Genomic DNA, 16,788 nt, shown 5'->3' with positions numbered 1-16,788 from the left:
GGGGCGTGCAACGCCCGGCGGGGGCCGGGCGGTAGTGATTCGGTGACTGCCACCGATCAGTGAGGACTACCGCATGCGTGACCGGGCCGACTTCGAGCGCTACGTCGAGCAGCGCTCGGCCCGTCTGCTGCGCACCGCGTACCTCCTCTGCCGCGACTGGGGCACGGCGGAGGACCTGTTGCAGACGGCGCTGGCCAAGGCGTGGTTCGCCTGGCGCAGGGTCGGGGAGAATCCCGACCCGTACGTGTACCGGATCCTGGCCAACACCCACGCCACCTGGTGGCGGCGGAGGTGGAAGGGTGAGGTCCCGACCGAGACGCTCCCGGAGGAGGCGGGCCGGGATCCGGCCGCCGACCTGGGGGCGCGCGACGAGGTGCGCTCGGTGCTCGCGGCGCTGCCCGCCCGGCAGCGGGCGGTGCTGGTCCTGCGCTACTTCGCCGACCTGCCCGACGCGGAGATCGCCGAGATCCTCGGCTGTTCGGTGGCCACCGTGCGCAGCCAGGCCGCCAGGGCGCTGGCCAAGCTGCGCGTCGATCCCGCGGCCCGGGCCGCGCTCACCTCGGAGCTGAGATGACGATCACTGAGAGCGATCTGCGCGATCTCTTCGACACCGACAGCGGCGGCGGTCCCTGCAGGGGCGTGACCGTGGCCGACGTCGACCGGCGGGCCCGCCGCATCAGGCGGCGCCGCCTCGGCGCGGCGGGCGGGGTGGCGGCGGCGGGACTCGCCGTCGCGATGGCCGCCACCCTGCCCGCCGGGACCGCGGGCGTGCTCCCCGAGGACGTCTGGACCGGCGTCATGTCCAGGCCGGAGGGCTCACCCGCCGTCGTCGGCACGCCCAGGGGCGGGCCGTTCGTCGGGGAGCTGGTCGCGCGGCAGGGATTCACGGGCGGCGGAGTGCGGAAGGAGCTCACGGTCCCGACGGGAGGCGGACGGATCGCGGTGACCCTGTGGTGCAGCGGGCCGGTGACCAAGGCCGCCCTCTGGGTCGACGGCAGGCTCGTGACGGCGGGCCCCTGCGGCCGGGGAAGCGGCGAAAGCGAGGAGACGGGGATCGGCGTCATCGAGAGCCCGGTGCACGCGGTCCACTGGACGGCGCCGCCGCAGGATCGCCGTCCCGCCGGGCACACCGTGGCCGGCGCGGTGTTGCGGGCCGCCGCGGGCGCCTCCGGCCCCGCGGCGGAGGCGGGCGCCGGGGACCCCCTCGAAGCGCTCACCGGGACGGAGGACGTCGAAGCCCTCCTGGCCGCGGGCGGGAGCTTCGACGCCACGTGGCGGATCGAGGTCCGGCGGTTGGACGAGCCCGAGTGCCGGGACGACGTCCGGCAGATCGACCCGGACACCGGTGAGATGGTCGTGCTCCGGTGCGGGGACCGGGCCGGAGCGCCGGTGCGGACCCCCTGACGGGCGCCTCCGCCGGGTCAGGCGGTCGCGGAGACCTCGGTCCTCCCCAGGGCCTGGCCGTACCGCTCCAGCAGCACGGAGGCGACCTCCGGGGCCGCGCCGAGCACGTCCGCCACGGTCTCCGCGCCCGCGGCGAGGGTGTTCGCGCGGATCCGGTCGGCGAAGTGGCCGGGGGCCAGCAGGTAGGGGGCCACGACCACCCGGGGCGCCCCGGCGGCCAGCAGCCGCCGCACCTCCGCCTCCGGGGCGGGCGCCGCAGCCGAGGCGTAGGCGGCGGTCGCCGCCCACCAGCCGCGCCGGGCCCAGTCGCGGGCGATGCGGGCGACGGTCGCGTTGGCCCGGTGGTCGCTGGAGCCCGCGGAGACCAGCACCACCGCGGTCTCCGGGTCGCCGGCGGCCACGCCCGCCTCGGCCAGCCGCCGCTCCAGGGCGGTGGTCAGCAGCGGGTGCGGGCCCAGCGTCGCGCCCCGGTGCACCCGCAGCCGCGGCTGCCGGGCCGCCGCCTCGGCCAGCGCGCCGGGAATGTCCACCCGGCTGTGGTAGGCCTCGGTGAGCAGCAGCGGCAGCACGGCCGCCTCCGCCTGCCCGGCCAGCACCCCGGCGAGCGTCGGCGGGGCGTGGTCGAGGTAGGCGGCCCGCACCGGGAGCCCCGGCCGCGCCTCCCTCACCAGATCCAGCAGGTCCTCCACCGTCGCGGCGGCGCGCGGGTCGCGGGACCCGTGCGCCACGGCGATCAGCGGGACCGGCCGGGCCCGCGGGAGCGGGGCGCGGTTCACGTGTGGATGCCGCACTCGGTCTTGCCCATCCCGGCCCACCGGCCGCTGCGCGGGTCCTCGCCGGGAGCCACCTGGCGGGTGCAGGGGGCGCAGCCGATCGAGGGGTAGTCATCGTAGTGCAGCGGGTTGATCAGCACCCCGTTGTCGGCCATGTAGTTGTCGACGTCGTCCTGCGTCCACCGGGCGATCGGGTTGATCTTGACCATCTGGCGCTTGGCGTCCCACTCCACGACCTTGATCCCGGCGCGGGTGCTGGCCTCGTCGCGGCGGATGCCGGACACCCAGGCGAGGTACGGCTCCAGCGCCCGGTTGAGCGGCTCGACCTTGCGCAGGAAGCAGCAGAGGTCGGGGTTGCGGCCGAACAGCCGAGGGCCGAGGTCGCGCTCCTGCTCGGCCACCGTCCGGGACGGCCGCACGTCGATCACGTTGACGTCGTAGACCTGCCGGACCGCGTCCCGGGTGCCGATCGTCTCGGCGAAGTGGTAGCCGGTGTCGATGAACAGCACGTCCACGCCCGGCTTGACCCTGCTGACCAGGTCGATCATCAGCGCGTCGCTCATCGACGCGGTCAGGCAGAGCCGGTCGCCGAAGGTCGCCGCCGCCCAGCGGATGATCTCGATGGCGGAGGCGTCCTCCAGGAACCGCGCGGCGGACTCGACGATGTCCTGCAGGTCGAGCGCGTCGCGCTGCTGACGTAATCCGATCTCCACGTCCACCAGGGTCATCTCACCACTCCGATTCCGAGAAACTTCAGCTTGAAGGCGCGGGCGCACGAGCGGCAGTACCAGCCGCCGTCGCCCTCGTAGGGCTCCAGGTCCTCTTCGCCGCAGTACGGGCAGTGGAACGGGACCGCTCTGCCGCTCACTTGAGGTCCGCGTCGTCGGCCCGCCGCGCCCAGGCGGCGAAGGTCTCGCCCTCGTTCCGCTGCTTCTCGAAGGTGCGCAGCACCCGCTCGACGTAGTCGGGCAGCTCCGCGGCGGTGGCCTTGAGGCCGCGGACCTTCCGGCCGAAGCCGGAGTCGGCGCCGAGCGAGCCGCCCAGCTGGATCTGGAAGCCCTCGACCTGCTCGCCGGCGTCGTTGACCACCAGCTGGCCCTTCAGGCCGATGTCGGCGGTCTGGACGCGCGCGCAGGAGTTGGGGCAGCCGTTGACGTTGATGGTCAGCTGGTCGGTGAAGTCCGGCAGCCGGGCCTCCAGCTCGTCGATCAGGTGGGACGCGGTGTCCTTGGTGTCGACGATCGCCAGCTTGCAGAACTGGATGCCGGTGCAGGCCATCGTCTGGCGGCGGAAGGTGGAGGGGTTGACCTGCAGGTCGTTGGCCTCCAGTTCGGCCACCAGGCTGTCCACCCGGTCGGGGGCGACGTCGAGGACGACCATCTTCTGCTCGATCGTGGTGTGCACCCGGCCGGAGCCGTGCCGCTCGGCGATGTCGGCGATCAGGTGCAGCTTGTCACCGCTGAGGCGGCCGACCCGGGGCGTGAAGCCGACGTAGAAGTTGCCGTCCTTCTGCGGGAAGACGCCCACGTGGTCGCGGCGCTCGCTGCGCGGCGCCGCGGGCGCGGGGCCGTCGGGCAGCGTGTACCCGAGGTACTCCTTCTCCAGGACGTCGCGGAATTTCTCCACGCCCCAGTCGCTGACCAGGAACTTCAGCCGCGCCCGGTGGCGCAGGCGGCGGTAGCCGTAGTCGCGGAAGATGCCGATCACGCCGCCGTAGACCTCGGAGGCCTGCTCGGGGGTGACGAAGACGCCCAGGCGCTTGGCGAGCATCGGGTTGGTCGACAGGCCGCCGCCGACCCACAGGTCGTAGCCCGCCTGGCCCTGCTCGTTGACGACGCCGACGAAGGCCACGTCGTTGATCTCGTGCACGGTGCAGTGCGCCGGGCAGCCGCTCAGCGCGGTCTTGAACTTGCGCGGCAGGTTGGAGAAGTCCGGGTTGCCGACGTAGTCGTCGTAGATCTGGCGGACCTGGTCGGTGGCGTCGAGGACCTCGTCGCTGTCGATCCCGGCGAGCGGGCAGCCGATGATGACGCGGGGGACGTCGCCGCAGGCCTCGGTGGTCGACAGGCCCACCGCCTCCAGCCGCGCCCAGATGTCGGGGACCGACTCGATCTCGATCCAGTGGATCTGGATGTTCTGCCGGTCGGTGACGTCGGCGGTGCCGCGGCCGTACAGGTTGGAGATGTCGGCGATGGTGCGGAGCTGCTCCAGGCTGAGCCGGCCGCCGTCGATGCGGACGCGGAGCATGAAGTAGCGGTCGTCGAGCTCCTCGGGCGCCAGGACCGCGGTTTTGCCGCCGTCGATCCCGGGCCGGCGCTGGGTGTAGAGGCCGTACCAGCGCATCCGGCCCCGCAGGTCGGCCGGGTCGATGGAGTCGAACCCGCCCTTGGAGTAGACGTCGATGATCCGCTGACGGACGTTGAGCCCGTCGTCGTTCTTCTTCAGTTCCTCGTTCTTGTTCAGCGGCTCTCGGTAGCCGAGAGCCCACTGGCCTTCGCCCTTCGGGCGCTTGTGGTGGCGGTTGGCCGGGCGGGCCGGGGTCGTCATGTGTGCGCGTCCTTACGGATGGAAGGGAAGACGTGACGGACACGCACAGGCTCCTCCCGCCTCATCGTCGAGTGCGGGGGCCGGTTCTGCTCCGCGGGAAGCGGCTACTCCGGGGAAGAACGCCTGTCGCGCGCCGAGCCGGATGGAATCAGCGAAGGGCGACGGTCAACGGGCGTTGCGACAGATCGCGCTGCGGACACGCAGGAGGTCGACGTGGCGTCGCACGACGAGCATGGGGTCCGCTGGCATGTCCATGACGATACCTTGGCGGCCCGGGATGTCCAATATCGGGTCCACACTCTGGACGTGGTCTTGGTCCGGGCTTTGTCCCGGGCCGGGGACCGGTCCCGGAGGTACGGCCTCAGCCCTGGCGGGGCCAGTCCAGCGGGGACTCCCGGGGTTCGGCGGGGGGCTGGTGCTGGCAGTCGCACCACGACCCGCCCCGGCAGTCCTCGTGGCGGCGGTCCTTGCAGGAGTCGCAGATCATGCCTCCATTGTGCGGCCGGGCCCGCGTCCGCTCCGGGAGGCCCGGCGGTGCGGGCGCGGCCGGCGGGGCGCTCCCGCTCCGGATGGTTTCTCCGCAGGTCGCACGGGCAGCGGAAGGGCGCAGATCGTCACCGGCCGGATTCGTGGGACGGAGCCGCGGGGGAATACCGTTGGATGCCATGACGTCCACTGATGCCTCGGCGCGGCGGCCGGGACCGAAGCGGCGACGGCCGCGGGGCCACTCCAGGCTGCGCCGCCACAGCGCCAGGCTGCGGGCCGGGCTCTCCTGGGTGCGCGGCACCGGCACGTGGGCGCTGGCGGTGGCCACCACGAACGCGGGGGTCACCTACCGGGTCACCGGCCTGGCGGGGGAGGCGGCCTTCTTCGCGCTGCTGTCGCTCCCGCCGTTCGTGCTGGGCCTGATCGGCGTGGTCGGCCAGCTCACCAAGGTGTTCGGGCCGGAGACCGTGCAGGACGTCAGCCTCTGGATCGACCGGCAGGCCCACCTGCTGTTCACCGACAACGCCGTGGACACCGTGGTCACCCCGCTCATCGACGACGTGCTGAGACCGGAGAACCAGGTCTCGCTGATCTCGCTGGGCTTCGTGCTCGCGCTCTGGTCGGGCTCGCGGGCGCTGTACGTCTACGTGGACCTGATCACGGTGGCCTACGGCCTCGGCGAGGAGCGCGGCATCATCCGCACCCGCCTGATGTCCTTCGGGCTCTATCTCGCGGGCCTGCTGAGCGGCCTGCTGGTCATGCCGGTCCTGGTGCTCGGGCCCGAGGCGCTGCGCGGCGCGCTGCCGCCCGACTACGGAGGGCTGGTGGACGTGCTCTACTGGCCGGTGGTGGTCGTCGGATCCGTCTTCTTCCTCACCCTGCTCTACCACGTCAGCGTGCCGGTCCGCACGCGCTGGTGGCGGGAGATGCCCGGTGCCGTGCTGGCGCTCATCATCTGGATCGCCTGCGCCGCGGTGCTGCGCGCGGTGCTGGCCGACTGGTTCACGCCGGTGTCCATCTACGGCTCGCTGGCCTCCCCGATCGCGGTGCTCCTGTGGCTGTACATCACGGCCCTGGCCGTGCTCATCGGCGCCACGCTCAACGCCGAGGTGGACCGGCTCTGGCCCGCCGACGGCACGGGACGGGTCAGCCGCGGGGGACGGTCCGATATCGTCTAAGCGCGACTGGCGCATTTGGTGGAACAACCACCGGGGAGCGGAAACGGCGGAGGCCGCGCGCCTGGGTCTCCGCGTGTCGTCAACGTAGGCAGGGAGTGAAGGCGCCATGAGTGGTTCTCTTTCCAGCGTCGATCCGCAGATCGCCGATCTGATCAAGGCGGAGGAGCGCCGCCAGACCGACACGGTCAAGCTGATCGCGTCGGAGAACTACGTCTCCAAGGCCGTGCTCGAGGCCACGGGCACCGTGCTCACGAACAAGTACTCCGAGGGCTACCCGGGCAAGCGCTACTACGAGGGCCAGCAGGTCATCGACCAGATCGAGATCCTGGCGATCGAGCGGGCCAAGTCGCTGTTCGGCGTGAACCACGCCAACGTCCAGCCCTACTCCGGCTCGCCCGCCAACCTCGCGATCTACATGGCCTTCCTGCAGCCCGGCGACACCGTGATGGGCATGGGCCTGCCCTTCGGCGGCCACCTCACCCACGGCTGGTCGGTCTCGGCCACCGGCAAGTGGTTCAACCCGGTCCGGTACGGCGTGCGCAAGGACACCGGCCGCGTGGACCTGGACGAGGTCCGCGAGATCGCCCTCCGTGAGCGCCCCAAGCTGATCTTCTGCGGCGGCACCGCGATCCCGCGCACGATCGACTTCCCGGCCTTCGCCGAGATCGCCCGCGAGGTCGGCGCCGTCCTCGCCGCCGACATCGCGCACATCGCCGGCCTGGTCGCGGGCGGCGCCCACCCGTCGCCGGTCGGCCACGCCGACGTCATCTCCACCACCACGCACAAGACGCTGCGCGGCCCGCGCGGCGCCATGCTGATGGCCACCTCCGACGAGCACGCCACGGCGCTGAACAAGGCCGTCTTCCCCGGCCTGCAGGGCGGCCCGCACAACCACACCACCGCCGCCATCGCGGTGGCGCTCGGGGAGGCCGCCACCGAGGAGTTCAGGGCCTACGCCCACCAGGTCGTCGCCAACGCCCGGGCGCTGGCCGAGGAGCTGAACTCCCGCGGCTTCGACCTGGTCTCCGGCGGCACCGACAACCACCTCATCCTGATGGACCTGACCCCCAAGGGCGTCGGCGGCAAGCCCGCCGCCCAGGCCCTGGACCGGGCCGGGCTGGAGACCAACTACAACTCGGTGCCGTTCGACACGCGCAAGCCGTTCGACCCGTCGGGCATCCGGCTGGGCACCGCCGGCGTGACCAGCCGGGGCATGGGCACGGACGAGATGCGGCAGATCGGCGTCTGGATCGACCAGGTCGTCACCGCCCTGGCCAAGGGCGAGGACGAGGCCGAGCACGTCGTCGCCCGCGTGCAGGGCGAGGTGCGCGAGCTGACCTCGCGCTTCCCGGCCCCCGGCCTGTGACCTGACGCCCGCGCGGCGCGCGGGCGGAAAAGCGTTTGCGGACACCGGCCGGGTCCGCGTTATAGTGGACCCGGCCATGTGCCGCCCGGTGACGCCGGGTGGCGACGACACGAGAGGGAGGTGAGGACTATGCGGGCCTTTCTGACGACCCCGCCGTCCGTCAACCTCCGGGTGTCCGCCTAGCCGACTTCACAGCGCGGGGCACCCGGTCTTCCACAAAGGGTGTACCCACGTTGTCCTCGTCAGTTCTTCCTGACTTCTACGATCTCTCCGCGCTCGGCTGGAACGACTCCCTCGCCGCCGGGCTCCCCGCCGGGACGCTGCCCGCCCGGGTGGCCCGCGTCGACCGCGGCGCCGCCGAGGTGCTCTGCGCCGAAGGCCAGCTGACCGCCCACTACAGCGCCCGCGTACGGCGGGCCGCCGCCACCGACCCGGTCGACCTGCCCTGCGTGGGGGACTGGGCCGCGCTCCGCCGGCTCCCCGAGGGGCGCTTCGAGCTGGAGGCGCTGCTGCCGCGCCGTACCGCCTTCGTCCGGGGAGGGGTGGGCCGGACCTCGCAGGGCGGCCTGTCCGGTGACTCCCGGGGCCAGGTGCTGGCCGCCAACGTCGACGTCGTCTTCGTCGCCGAGCCCGCCCTGCACGCCACCGACACCGCCGACCTGGGCCGGATCGAGCGGCTGCTCGCCCTGGCCTGGGAGAGCGGGGGGCACCCGGTGGTCCTGGTCACCAAGGCCGACCTGATCGGCGACGGCCTCGCCTTCCTGATGGACGAGGTTGCCTCGGCCGCGCCCGGCGTGGACGTGCACGCCGTCTGCTCCGTCACCGGCGAGGGCGTGGACCTCGTCCGCGGTTACCTGGAGGGCTCCCGCACCGCGGTGGTGCTGGGCGCTTCGGGCGCGGGCAAGTCCACGCTGGTCAACGCCCTGGCCGGGGAGGCGGTGATGGAGACCCAGCAGGTCCGCGCGGGCGACGGCCGGGGCCGGCACACCACCGTGCACCGCGAGCTCATCCCGCTGCCCGGCGGCGGGCTCGTCATCGACACGCCCGGCATCCGCCGCATCGGCCTGTACGAGATGGGCGAGGGCGTGGAGGCGGTCTTCGCCGACATCGAGGAGCTCGCCGAGGAGTGCAGGTTCGCCGACTGCGGCCACGACAGCGAGCCGGGCTGCGCGGTCGTCGCCGCGATCGAGGACGGCACGCTCCCCGAGCGGCGGCTGGCCAGCTGGCGGAAGCTGCAGCGGGAGGCCGCCTGGATGGCATCGCGGACCGACGCGCGGCTCCGCAAGGAGCTGCAGAGCAAGTGGAAGGTCATCCACAAGGAGATGCGGAAGCCGGGACGTAACCGGCCCTGACGCAAGGGATCCGGGCCCGAGGGGACGGGCCCGGATGCGACGACGTGTGATCTCGCTGCGGTTTCAGGGGATCAGCGAGATCACACGTACGGGGGGAAGCCGGGTGGAGGTGTTCAGGCGACGGCGCTGATGCCGGCGCTGGCGGCGCGGCGCATGCGACGACGGCGCTCGGAGGCGCGCTCGTCCTCGTTCAGACCGCCCCAGGTGCCGTACTTCTCCGGACGGGACAGCGCGTAGTCCAGGCACTCGGCGCGAACGGGGCACTGGGCGCAGATGGCCTTGGCCTTGCGCTCGCGGATGTCACGCTCGGGCTGACGCTCACCATCGGGACCGAAGAAGAGCACGAGGTCCTCGCCCCGGCACGCGGCGTCATCCTGCCAGCCCCAGCTGGGCCGAGGACGGGCGGTCTGCCGACGTACCTGAGACATGAGAAAACCACCTTCTAGTGAGAAGAATTTCGGGTTACTGCCGCATTGGACGCTTTTGACATCCTTGGTGCCAACGCGTGGATCAGCCGCGATGTTCCCCGATCAGGCCGGCACGGGCGTGGCGTACCGCACAGACGTGAGCCTGTCCAGCGTGACCAGCCGATAGGTGGTGATCGTGTCGGCGCAAGCCGTACCACATGGCGCCGTGAGCGTCATGGGTTCAACCACTACCCGAAAACGAGCGTCGCTACCGCGCACGATGGCCTCGGTGGCTTCGCCGTCCGACCTGGAGGACTCCACGGCCACTCCGCCGACCGAGAGCTCTCCCGTGTGGGCACGGACGAAATGCTCGGCAGCTTGCAGTGGCTCAGGAATGCCCGCGCGCCCCCGGAAACGGTCGAGAACAACCTCGCCGGACCGGTACGCGTCCGCTGCTGCGATCGCAGCAGCCTGAGACATGCTGCCGTAGTAGAGGCCGTGTGGCAAGCACACGAGATTGGCGGCGTAGCGATCGCCGCCAACATGTGATGTTTCCCATGTTCTGTCCGGCCAAACCTCGGCCAGCGAACGAGCTAGGGGAAGTCCAATGCGGGCGCAGCACACGTTGCGCTTCGCGTGCGTGCAGACCAGAAAAACCGGCTCACTCACCAGTATGCAGGACTTGGGGAGCACTCCGGCCACCAGCGCGTCAAGGTCAAGATCGTCCGGGTCTGCGATGACGGCCTCGGCGAGCCACGGCTCGGGGCCGCGCGCGTCACCCACCATGACGTGGACGCCGGGACCCGGGGACGCCGTCCGGCGGCCCGGCCGGCGGATCAGCTGGGGGCGGATGCCGAGGTGCGCCGCCCGCTTGACGAGGGTGCGCACGTCCTCGGGCAGGTCGCAGTCCTCCAGGTGGGACGCCCAGGGGCCGGGGTGCTCGATGAGCAGCCAGAAGCGGGCGCCGACCGTCGCGCTGGCATGGACCGGCATCTCCGCGGTATGGCTGAACGCGGAGTGCGGACATCCCTTCGCCGTCATCCGTGCCCCCTTCCCCGAGCCCTCTCGGTCCCCCTATCCAGGCTTAGGTAAGACTAACCTAACGGTTTCGCGGGTATGGCGGCGGGTTTGAAAAAGCTCAGCCCCGGTCCGGCCCCTCCGGATAGGCGAGCGCCGCCCGCGCGGCGGGCAGGGCCGCCTCCCGGTCCTGCGGCACCAGGCCGATCCGGGTCCGCCGGTCCAGCAGGTCGGCCGCGTCCAGCGCCCCCTCGTGCCGGACCGCCCAGACGAGCTCGGCCCCGGTGACCCCGGTGGGCAGCGGTTCGGCCAGCGCCGGGTCGCGCTCCATGAGGGCGCGCACGGCCCCGGCCTCGCCGCCGTACCGCCCGGCCAGCCGGTCGGCGGGCCGGGTCCCCGCAGGGACGGCCCCGACCAGGGGCAGCCGCGCCGTACGGCTCGGCCCCGCGTCCAGGCCGCGCGAGCGCACCGCCAGGTCGACCGCGTCCTCGGCCATCCGCCGGTAGGTGGTGAGCTTGCCGCCCACGACCGTGACCGCCCCGTCCGCGGAGGTGAGCAGCGCGTGCCGCCGGGACAGGTCGGCGGTGTGCCCCCCGGCGGCCAGCAGCGGGCGCAGCCCGGCGAAGGCCCCGGCCACGTCCTCGCGCCGGACCGGGGTCCCCAGCACGGAGTTGAGCACGTCCAGCAGGAACGCGACGTCCTCCTCGGGGGCCTCCGGCACGTCCGGGACCGGCCCCTCCACCGGCTCGTCGGTCAGCCCGACGTGGATCCGCCCGTCGGCCTGGGGCAGGACCAGCGCGAAGCGGTTGCCCGTCCCCGGGATCGGCACGTGCAGGCCGGCCCGCAGCCCCGGCAGGGTCTCGGCGCGGAGCACCAGATGGGTGCCGCGCGACGGGCGCAGCCGGATCCGCGGGTCGAGCCCCGCGGCCCAGACTCCGGTGGCGTTGATCACCGCTCGCGCCCGGATCGCGAAGGTCTCCCCGGTGAGCTCGTCGCGGACCCGCGCTCCCGCGCCGTCCAGTTCCAGCGCCCGGCACCGGGTCAGGACGGCCGCGCCGTGCGCCGCGGCCGTCCTGGCCAGCGCCACCACCAGCCGGGCGTCGTCGACCAGCCGCCCGTCCCAGGACAGCAGCGCCCCGCGCAGGCCGCCGGGCCGCAGCGGGGCGGCCAGCTCGCGCGCCCGCCCGGCGGAGATCCGGGACGGGCCGGGCAGCAGGCTCCGCGGTGTGCGGGCGGCGGCGCGCAGCCCGTCGCCGAGCCGGTAGCCGGCCATCACCGCCGCCGCCCGGCGCCGGGAGACCTCCGGGGTCAGCGGGAGCAGGTACGGCTGGGCCCGCACCAGGTGCGGAGCGGTGCGGGCGAGCAGGACGCCGCGCTCCACCGCGCTCTCGCGGGCCACCCCGAGCTGCCCCCTGGCGAGGTAGCGCAGGCCGCCGTGGATCATCTTGGAGCTCCACCGGGAGGTGCCGAAGGCCAGGTCGAAGGCATCGACCGCGGCCACCGACAGGCCGCGCGAGGCGGCGTCGAGGGCCGCGCCCGCGCCGGTGGCGCCCAGCCCGACCACCAGCACGTCGACGGTCCGGCCGCCGGCCAGCTCGGCGAGCTCGCGGGCGCGGCGGGCGGCGTTGAGGGAGGAGTTCACGGCGACAGGTACCTCTCCAGGAGGGCGGTGAGTTCGGCGTCCAGCACGTCTTCGGTGACCGGGTCCGGCGCGGCGGGGCCGGGTCCGTCCGGTGCGGCCGGGCCCGGTGCCCCCGGTGCGGCGGGGTCCGGCTCGTTCGGGGCGGCGGGGGCGGGCCCGTCCGGGGCGGCCGGGTCCAGCATGGTGGCGCCGGACAGCAGGAACGACTGCGCGGTCAGCAGCACGGCCCTGGCCTGGGCGCGCGCGTCGCCGGGCCGTACGGTGCCGGCCGCCCGGCCCCGGGCGATCGCCGACTCGATCAGGACGAGCATGGCGTCGTGGCTGGAGCCCCGGCGGTCCAGCAGGTACGGCAGGAGCAGCTCGGGGTCCACTTCGACGATCTTGCGCCAGAGCGGGTGGCCGCGCAGCGCCCGGACGGACCCGACGGCGGCGGTGACCGGGTCGTCATCGGCGAAGCGGCCCGCGACCTCGACCCACTCCCGGGTCATCAGGTCGGCGACCAGGCTCCGCACGTCGGGCCAGTGGCGGTAGACGGTCATCCGGGACAGCCCCGCCCGGCGCGCCACGTCGGTGAGCGTGGTGCGCCGCACCCCGACGGCGAGCACGACCTCGCGTGCCGCGTCGAGGAGCGCGTCGGTGGAGCCCTTCGCCGGGCCGGTCTCGTTGTGACGGTTGGACGTCATATGTCACAGTGTAGGGGTGGAGATTCCGAAGACCGCCGCCGAACCGATGCTCTGGTCCGGCTGGGGCGACCCCGCCCGGGCCGCCGACCTGCCCGAGCCGATCCGCGGGCTGCTGGCGGACCTGCTGGGCGTGCGCCCGCCCGAGACCACCGCGGTCCGCCTGGACGAGGTGCGGCTGCCCGCCCCGGCCCTGCCCGGGCAGGTCCTCGACGAGCTGCGCGGCGTCGTCGGCCCCGGCCACGTGCGCTGCGACGACGAGGCGAGGATCCGGCGCACCCGGGGCAGGTCCACGCCCGACCTGCTGCGCCTGCGCGCCGGGGACGGCTCCGACGCGCCCGACGCGGTGGTGCTGCCCGGCTCGCACGCCGAGGTGCTGGAGCTGCTGCGCATCTGCGCCGCGCACCGGGTCGCGGTGGTCCCGTTCGGCGGGGGCACCTCCGTCGTCGGCGGCCTGACCCCGGTCCGCGAGGGCTTCGCCGGGGTGGTCGCCCTCGACCTGGCCCGGCTGAACCGGCTGGTCGCGGTGGACACCGAGTCGATGGTCGCGGAGCTGGAGCCCGGCCTGCGCGCGCCGCAGGCGGAGGAGCTGCTCGCCGCCCGCGGCCTCACGCTGGGCCACTTCCCGCAGTCGTTCGAGTACGCCACGCTGGGCGGTTTCGCCGCGGCCCGCTCCAGCGGCCAGGCCTCCGCCGGGTACGGCCGCTTCGACGACATGGTCGTCGGCCTGACCGCGGCCACCCCGCGCGGCACCCTGGAACTGGGCCGCGCGCCCAAGTCCGCGGCGGGCCCGGACCTGCGCCAGGTGGTGCTCGGCTCGGAGGGCGCCTTCGGGGTGATCACCTCGCTCCGGCTGCGGGTGCGGCCGGTCCCGGCCGCCCGGATCTACGAGGGCTGGCGGTTCCCCACCTTCGCGGAGGGCGCGGCCGCGCTGCGGCGCCTGGCCCAGGACGGTCCCGTCCCCACCGTGCTGCGCCTGTCCGACGAGACCGAGACGATGGTCGGCCTGGCCAAGCCGGGCGAGATCGGCGGTGCGGCGGCCGAGGGGGGCTGTCTGGTGATCGCCGGCTACGAGGGGGAGGCGGCCGAGGCGGCTGAGCGCCGCGACCGGGCCGCCGAGGCGCTGACCGGTCTCGGCGGGACCTGCCTGGGACCCGGGCCCGGCGACGCCTGGGAGCACGGCCGCTACTCGGCCCCCTACCTGCGGGACTCGCTGCTCGCCGCCGGGGCCACCGTGGAGACGCTGGAGACGGCCGTCTTCTGGTCCGGCCTGCCCCGCCTCTACGACGCCGTACGGCTGGCGCTGCACGGCGCGCTCGGCTCGCCGCTGGTGATGTGCCACATCTCCCACGTGTACGCCACCGGTGCCTCGCTGTACTTCACCGTCGTCACCGCGCAGAGCGGCGACCCGCTCGCCCAGTGGGCGGCGGCCAAGCGGGCGGCCAACGAGGCGATCGTCGCGGCGGGCGGCACGATCTCGCACCACCACGGCGTCGGCCGCGACCACCGTGAGGCCTACGCCGCCGAGATCGGCGAGCTGGGCGTGGAGGTCCTGCGCGGGATCAAGGAGCGGCTCGACCCCGCCGGCGTGCTCAACCCCGGGGTGCTGATCCCCTGACCGCGCCGGCCCGGCCCGGCCCGTTGTGCCGGTCCTCCGGCCCGGCCTGTCGCGGGACCGGGCCGGGTCCTGCGGAGGGCTCCCGCCGGGCCCGCCCAGGTAGGGGTCCGATGGGGACCGGCCCGTCAGCCGGGCGGGCCCGCCGGATCCGGCGGGCACGACGGGGGCCGGTCGGAGGCGGGCCAGACGTACGGCAGGTCGTCCGGCTCGTCGCCGAAGGCGGGGCGGTACAGCTCGGGGGCCTTGCGCAGCAGCGACGAGCGGTGGCTGCGGTGGAAGGCCGGGTCCCCCAGCCAGGGCGGCAGTTCGCCGGCGGCCGCCAGCTCCGGCTGGGAGCGGGGGGAGGCGACGCCGCAGCGCTCGGCCAGCTCTCCGGCCATGGTGGCCGAGCAGGTGTCGGCCCGGCCCGTGGCGCACCAGTGGCCGCAGATCTGCAGGCCGTACCGGACCAGGGCCTCCTCGTAGCCGGTCCACATCTTCACCGCGGGGTGGTTGCGCCAGCCGTACCCGTGGACGGTCAGCGCGCGCAGGATCTGCAGCGTCTCGACCCGCTGCTTGCCCAGGCGGAGCGGGTCGAGGACGCGCGCGGTGGCGTCGAAGTCCGGGTAGGGGAGGAAGGTCTGCATCGCCCTCCTGTCGTCGATCGCCTCCGGCGTGGAGGCCCCGCCTTCCGGGGTCCCCGTCACATCACGATCACCTGGCGGACCGCCTCGCCGGTGTGCAGGCGGTCGAAGCCCTCGTTCACCTCATCCAGCGTAAGCCGGTGCGACAGCAGGGCGTCCACCGGGAGCACCCCGGCGCGGTACATGCCGACGAAGCGCGGCACGTCCCGGCGCGGGACGCACGAGCCGAGGTAGCTGCCGCGCAGCGTGCGCTCCTCGGCGACCAGGCTGAGCGCGGGCAGGGTGAGCTCGCGGGAGGGGTCGGGCAGGCCGACGGTGACCGTCGTGCCGCCCCGCGCGGTGGCCCGGTAGGCCTGCTCCAGGACCGGGACGACCCCGGTGGTGTCGACGACCTTCTCCGCCCCGCCGCCGGTGATCTCCCGGATCGCCTCGACGGCGTCCGGGCCGCCCGCGACGGTGTGCGTCGCGCCGAGCCTGCGCGCCAGCTCCAGCTTCGCGCCGACCACGTCCACCGCCACCAGGGTGGCGGCTCCGGCGGCCTTGGCGGCCAGCAGCGCGGCCAGTCCCACACCGCCCAGGCCGAACACCGCGACGCCGTCGCCGGGGGAGACGCCGGCGCTGTAGAACGCGGCTCCCGCCCCGGTCAGCACGGCGCAGCCGAACAGGGCCGCGATCTCGAAGGGCAGCTCGGGGTCGATCTTCACCGCGGAGCGGGCCGAGACCACGGTGTACTCCGAGAAGGCCGAGACGCCGAGGTGGTGCCGGGGGCGGGCGCCGTCGGCGGCGGCGAAGCGCAGGCCGCCGCCGAGCAGGGTGCCGCTCCCGTTGGCCGCGGCGCCCGGCTCGCACAGCGCGGGACGGCCCGCCACGCAGCGCGGGCAGTGCCCGCAGGCGGGCACGAAGGACAGCACCACGTGGTCGCCGGGGGCGAACTCGGCGCCCTGGCCGGCCTCCACGACCTCGCCCGCGGCCTCGTGGCCGAGGGCCATCGGGAGCGGCCGGAGTCGGGAGCCGTCGATCACCGACAGGTCGGAGTGGCACAGGCCCGCCGCGCGGACCCGGACGAGCAGCTCCCCGGGGCCGGGCGCCTCCAGCGTCAGCGGCATGATCTCCAGGGGCCGCGACGAGGCGTACGGGGCCGGGCGGCCCGACTCGACGAGGACGGCGGCGCGGGTGGACGTGCTCATCTAGGTGATCACCAGTTTCTCCATGGCGGCGCGCAGCGGCGCCGGGATCTCGCCGGGCCGCCGGGTCTCCCGGTCCACGAACACGTGGACGAAGTGCCCCTCGGCCACGACCGTCTCGCCGTCCTCGCGGAACAGGCCGAGCTCGTAGCGGACGCTGGAGCGGCCCAGCCTCCCGATCCTGAGGCCGACCCGGACGGGTTCGGGGAAGGAGACCGGCGCCTTGTAGACGCAGTGCGACTCCACGCACAGGCCGATGGCGTCCCCCTCGTGGATGTCGAGACCTGCGGTCCTGATCAGCCAGGTGTTGATCACCGTGTCCATCAGCGAGTAGTGGACCGTGTTGTTCATGTGGCCGTAGACGTCGTTGTCCTTCCACCGGGTGGGGACCGTCTCCCAGTACGCGTACACGGACAGAACTATATTCCAGAGTGGATCGGCGGGAGGGCGCGGGGGCGGGATGGGGAGCCCCTCGCCGTTCCGGGAGGCCGGTGCGTTACCGGAGCGAGTG

19 protein-coding genes and 1 riboswitch are annotated in these 16,788 nt (G+C 73.8%); of the genes, 6 read left to right on the top strand and 13 right to left on the bottom strand.

Features of this window, described 5'->3' with window-relative positions; all coding sequences use genetic code 11:
• Positions 1-73: 73 nt before the first annotated feature.
• Together IEZ07_RS24870 and IEZ07_RS24865 are read left to right on the top strand one after the other, a co-directional pair.
• The gene (locus IEZ07_RS24870) at positions 74-574 is read left to right on the top strand and encodes a SigE family RNA polymerase sigma factor (RefSeq protein ID WP_191896959.1); all 501 of its coding nucleotides are present in this window, start codon (positions 74-76) and stop codon (positions 572-574) included.
• Entirely contained in the window at positions 571-1,404 is an 834-nt protein-coding gene (locus IEZ07_RS24865) for a hypothetical protein (RefSeq protein ID WP_191896958.1), read from the top strand. The genes IEZ07_RS24870 and IEZ07_RS24865 overlap by 4 nt, the downstream gene beginning before the upstream one ends.
• Positions 1,405-1,421: 17 nt before the next feature.
• Here IEZ07_RS24865 and IEZ07_RS24860 read toward each other — a convergent pair whose 3' ends face one another.
• From IEZ07_RS24860 to IEZ07_RS35945, 6 genes are all read right to left on the bottom strand, one after another.
• Positions 1,422-2,180 carry a sirohydrochlorin chelatase gene (locus tag IEZ07_RS24860; RefSeq protein ID WP_239320410.1) on the bottom strand — a complete coding sequence of 253 codons (759 nt, stop codon included), beginning with the start codon at positions 2,178-2,180 and terminating at the stop codon, positions 1,422-1,424.
• Positions 2,177-2,905: a phosphoadenylyl-sulfate reductase gene (locus tag IEZ07_RS24855; RefSeq protein ID WP_068895935.1), complete on the bottom strand. Its 729-nt coding sequence runs from the start codon at positions 2,903-2,905 to the stop codon at positions 2,177-2,179. The genes IEZ07_RS24860 and IEZ07_RS24855 overlap by 4 nt, the downstream gene beginning before the upstream one ends.
• Positions 2,902-3,045: an Insertion element protein gene (locus IEZ07_RS24850; RefSeq protein ID WP_068895933.1), complete on the bottom strand. Its 144-nt coding sequence runs from the start codon at positions 3,043-3,045 to the stop codon at positions 2,902-2,904. The genes IEZ07_RS24855 and IEZ07_RS24850 overlap by 4 nt, the downstream gene beginning before the upstream one ends.
• The gene (locus IEZ07_RS24845; RefSeq protein WP_191896957.1) at positions 3,042-4,724 is read right to left on the bottom strand and encodes a nitrite/sulfite reductase; all 1,683 of its coding nucleotides are present in this window, start codon (positions 4,722-4,724) and stop codon (positions 3,042-3,044) included. The genes IEZ07_RS24850 and IEZ07_RS24845 overlap by 4 nt, the downstream gene beginning before the upstream one ends.
• Positions 4,725-4,889: 165 nt before the next feature.
• Entirely contained in the window at positions 4,890-4,979 is a 90-nt protein-coding gene (locus IEZ07_RS36370) for a putative leader peptide (RefSeq protein ID WP_373868880.1), read from the bottom strand.
• 106 nt (positions 4,980-5,085) lie between these two features.
• Complete coding sequence (locus IEZ07_RS35945) at positions 5,086-5,211, bottom strand: hypothetical protein (RefSeq protein WP_268245601.1); 126 nt, start codon at positions 5,209-5,211, stop codon at positions 5,086-5,088.
• Between the two features lie 178 nt (positions 5,212-5,389).
• On the opposite strand from IEZ07_RS35945, the gene IEZ07_RS24840 reads away from it, so the two are divergent.
• The 3 genes from IEZ07_RS24840 (at position 5,390) to rsgA (ending at position 9,106) form a co-directional block, all read left to right on the top strand.
• A complete protein-coding gene (locus IEZ07_RS24840) occupies positions 5,390-6,388 on the top strand; it encodes a YihY/virulence factor BrkB family protein (RefSeq protein WP_239320408.1) in 999 nt (332 codons plus the stop codon).
• A riboswitch (ZMP/ZTP riboswitch) is annotated at positions 6,381-6,462 on the top strand. It overlaps the preceding gene by 8 nt.
• Positions 6,463-6,494: 32 nt before the next feature.
• Positions 6,495-7,754, top strand: coding sequence for a serine hydroxymethyltransferase (gene glyA / locus IEZ07_RS24835; protein ID WP_191896955.1), 1,260 nt, complete (start codon positions 6,495-6,497; stop codon positions 7,752-7,754).
• Positions 7,755-7,987: 233 nt separating this feature from the next.
• A complete protein-coding gene (rsgA, locus tag IEZ07_RS24830) occupies positions 7,988-9,106 on the top strand; it encodes a ribosome small subunit-dependent GTPase A (protein WP_191896954.1) in 1,119 nt (372 codons plus the stop codon).
• Between the two features lie 113 nt (positions 9,107-9,219).
• Here the strand turns inward: rsgA and IEZ07_RS24825 are convergent, their stop codons facing one another.
• From IEZ07_RS24825 to IEZ07_RS24810, 4 genes are all read right to left on the bottom strand, one after another.
• Positions 9,220-9,534, bottom strand: coding sequence for a WhiB family transcriptional regulator (locus tag IEZ07_RS24825; protein ID WP_012893126.1), 315 nt, complete (start codon positions 9,532-9,534; stop codon positions 9,220-9,222).
• Positions 9,535-9,636: 102 nt separating this feature from the next.
• A complete protein-coding gene (locus tag IEZ07_RS24820) occupies positions 9,637-10,554 on the bottom strand; it encodes a sucrase ferredoxin (protein ID WP_191896953.1) in 918 nt (305 codons plus the stop codon).
• Positions 10,555-10,651: 97 nt separating this feature from the next.
• Entirely contained in the window at positions 10,652-12,172 is a 1,521-nt protein-coding gene (locus IEZ07_RS24815; RefSeq protein ID WP_191896952.1) for a glycerol-3-phosphate dehydrogenase/oxidase, read from the bottom strand.
• A complete protein-coding gene (locus IEZ07_RS24810) occupies positions 12,169-12,855 on the bottom strand; it encodes a TetR/AcrR family transcriptional regulator (RefSeq protein ID WP_191896951.1) in 687 nt (228 codons plus the stop codon). Before IEZ07_RS24810 ends, IEZ07_RS24815 begins: the two co-directional genes overlap by 4 nt.
• 46 nt (positions 12,856-12,901) lie before the next feature.
• Here IEZ07_RS24810 and IEZ07_RS24805 point away from each other — a divergent pair, with 46 nt between their 5' ends.
• Positions 12,902-14,470 carry an FAD-binding oxidoreductase gene (locus IEZ07_RS24805; protein ID WP_191897020.1) on the top strand — a complete coding sequence of 523 codons (1,569 nt, stop codon included), beginning with the start codon at positions 12,902-12,904 and terminating at the stop codon, positions 14,468-14,470.
• 125 nt (positions 14,471-14,595) lie between these two features.
• On the opposite strand, the gene IEZ07_RS24800 is transcribed toward IEZ07_RS24805, so the two are convergent.
• Genes IEZ07_RS24800 through IEZ07_RS24790 form a run of 3 tightly spaced genes read right to left on the bottom strand, consistent with a single transcriptional unit; the run spans position 14,596 to position 16,688 of the window.
• A complete protein-coding gene (locus tag IEZ07_RS24800; RefSeq protein WP_239320405.1) occupies positions 14,596-15,156 on the bottom strand; it encodes an MSMEG_6728 family protein in 561 nt (186 codons plus the stop codon).
• On the bottom strand, positions 15,153-16,280 hold the full coding sequence (locus IEZ07_RS24795; RefSeq protein WP_191896950.1) for a zinc-binding dehydrogenase: 1,128 nt from the start codon (positions 16,278-16,280) through the stop codon (positions 15,153-15,155). The genes IEZ07_RS24800 and IEZ07_RS24795 overlap by 4 nt, the downstream gene beginning before the upstream one ends.
• Positions 16,281-16,688: an acyl-CoA thioesterase gene (locus IEZ07_RS24790; protein WP_084008136.1), complete on the bottom strand. Its 408-nt coding sequence runs from the start codon at positions 16,686-16,688 to the stop codon at positions 16,281-16,283.
• Between the last annotated feature and the right edge of the window lie 100 nt (positions 16,689-16,788).

The organism is Planomonospora parontospora (genome assembly GCA_014647935.1).
GTDB lineage: Bacteria > Actinomycetota > Actinomycetes > Streptosporangiales > Streptosporangiaceae > Planomonospora > Planomonospora parontospora.
Note: the sequence above shows the minus strand (reverse complement) of the source record. Positions and strands in the feature narration are given on the sequence as shown.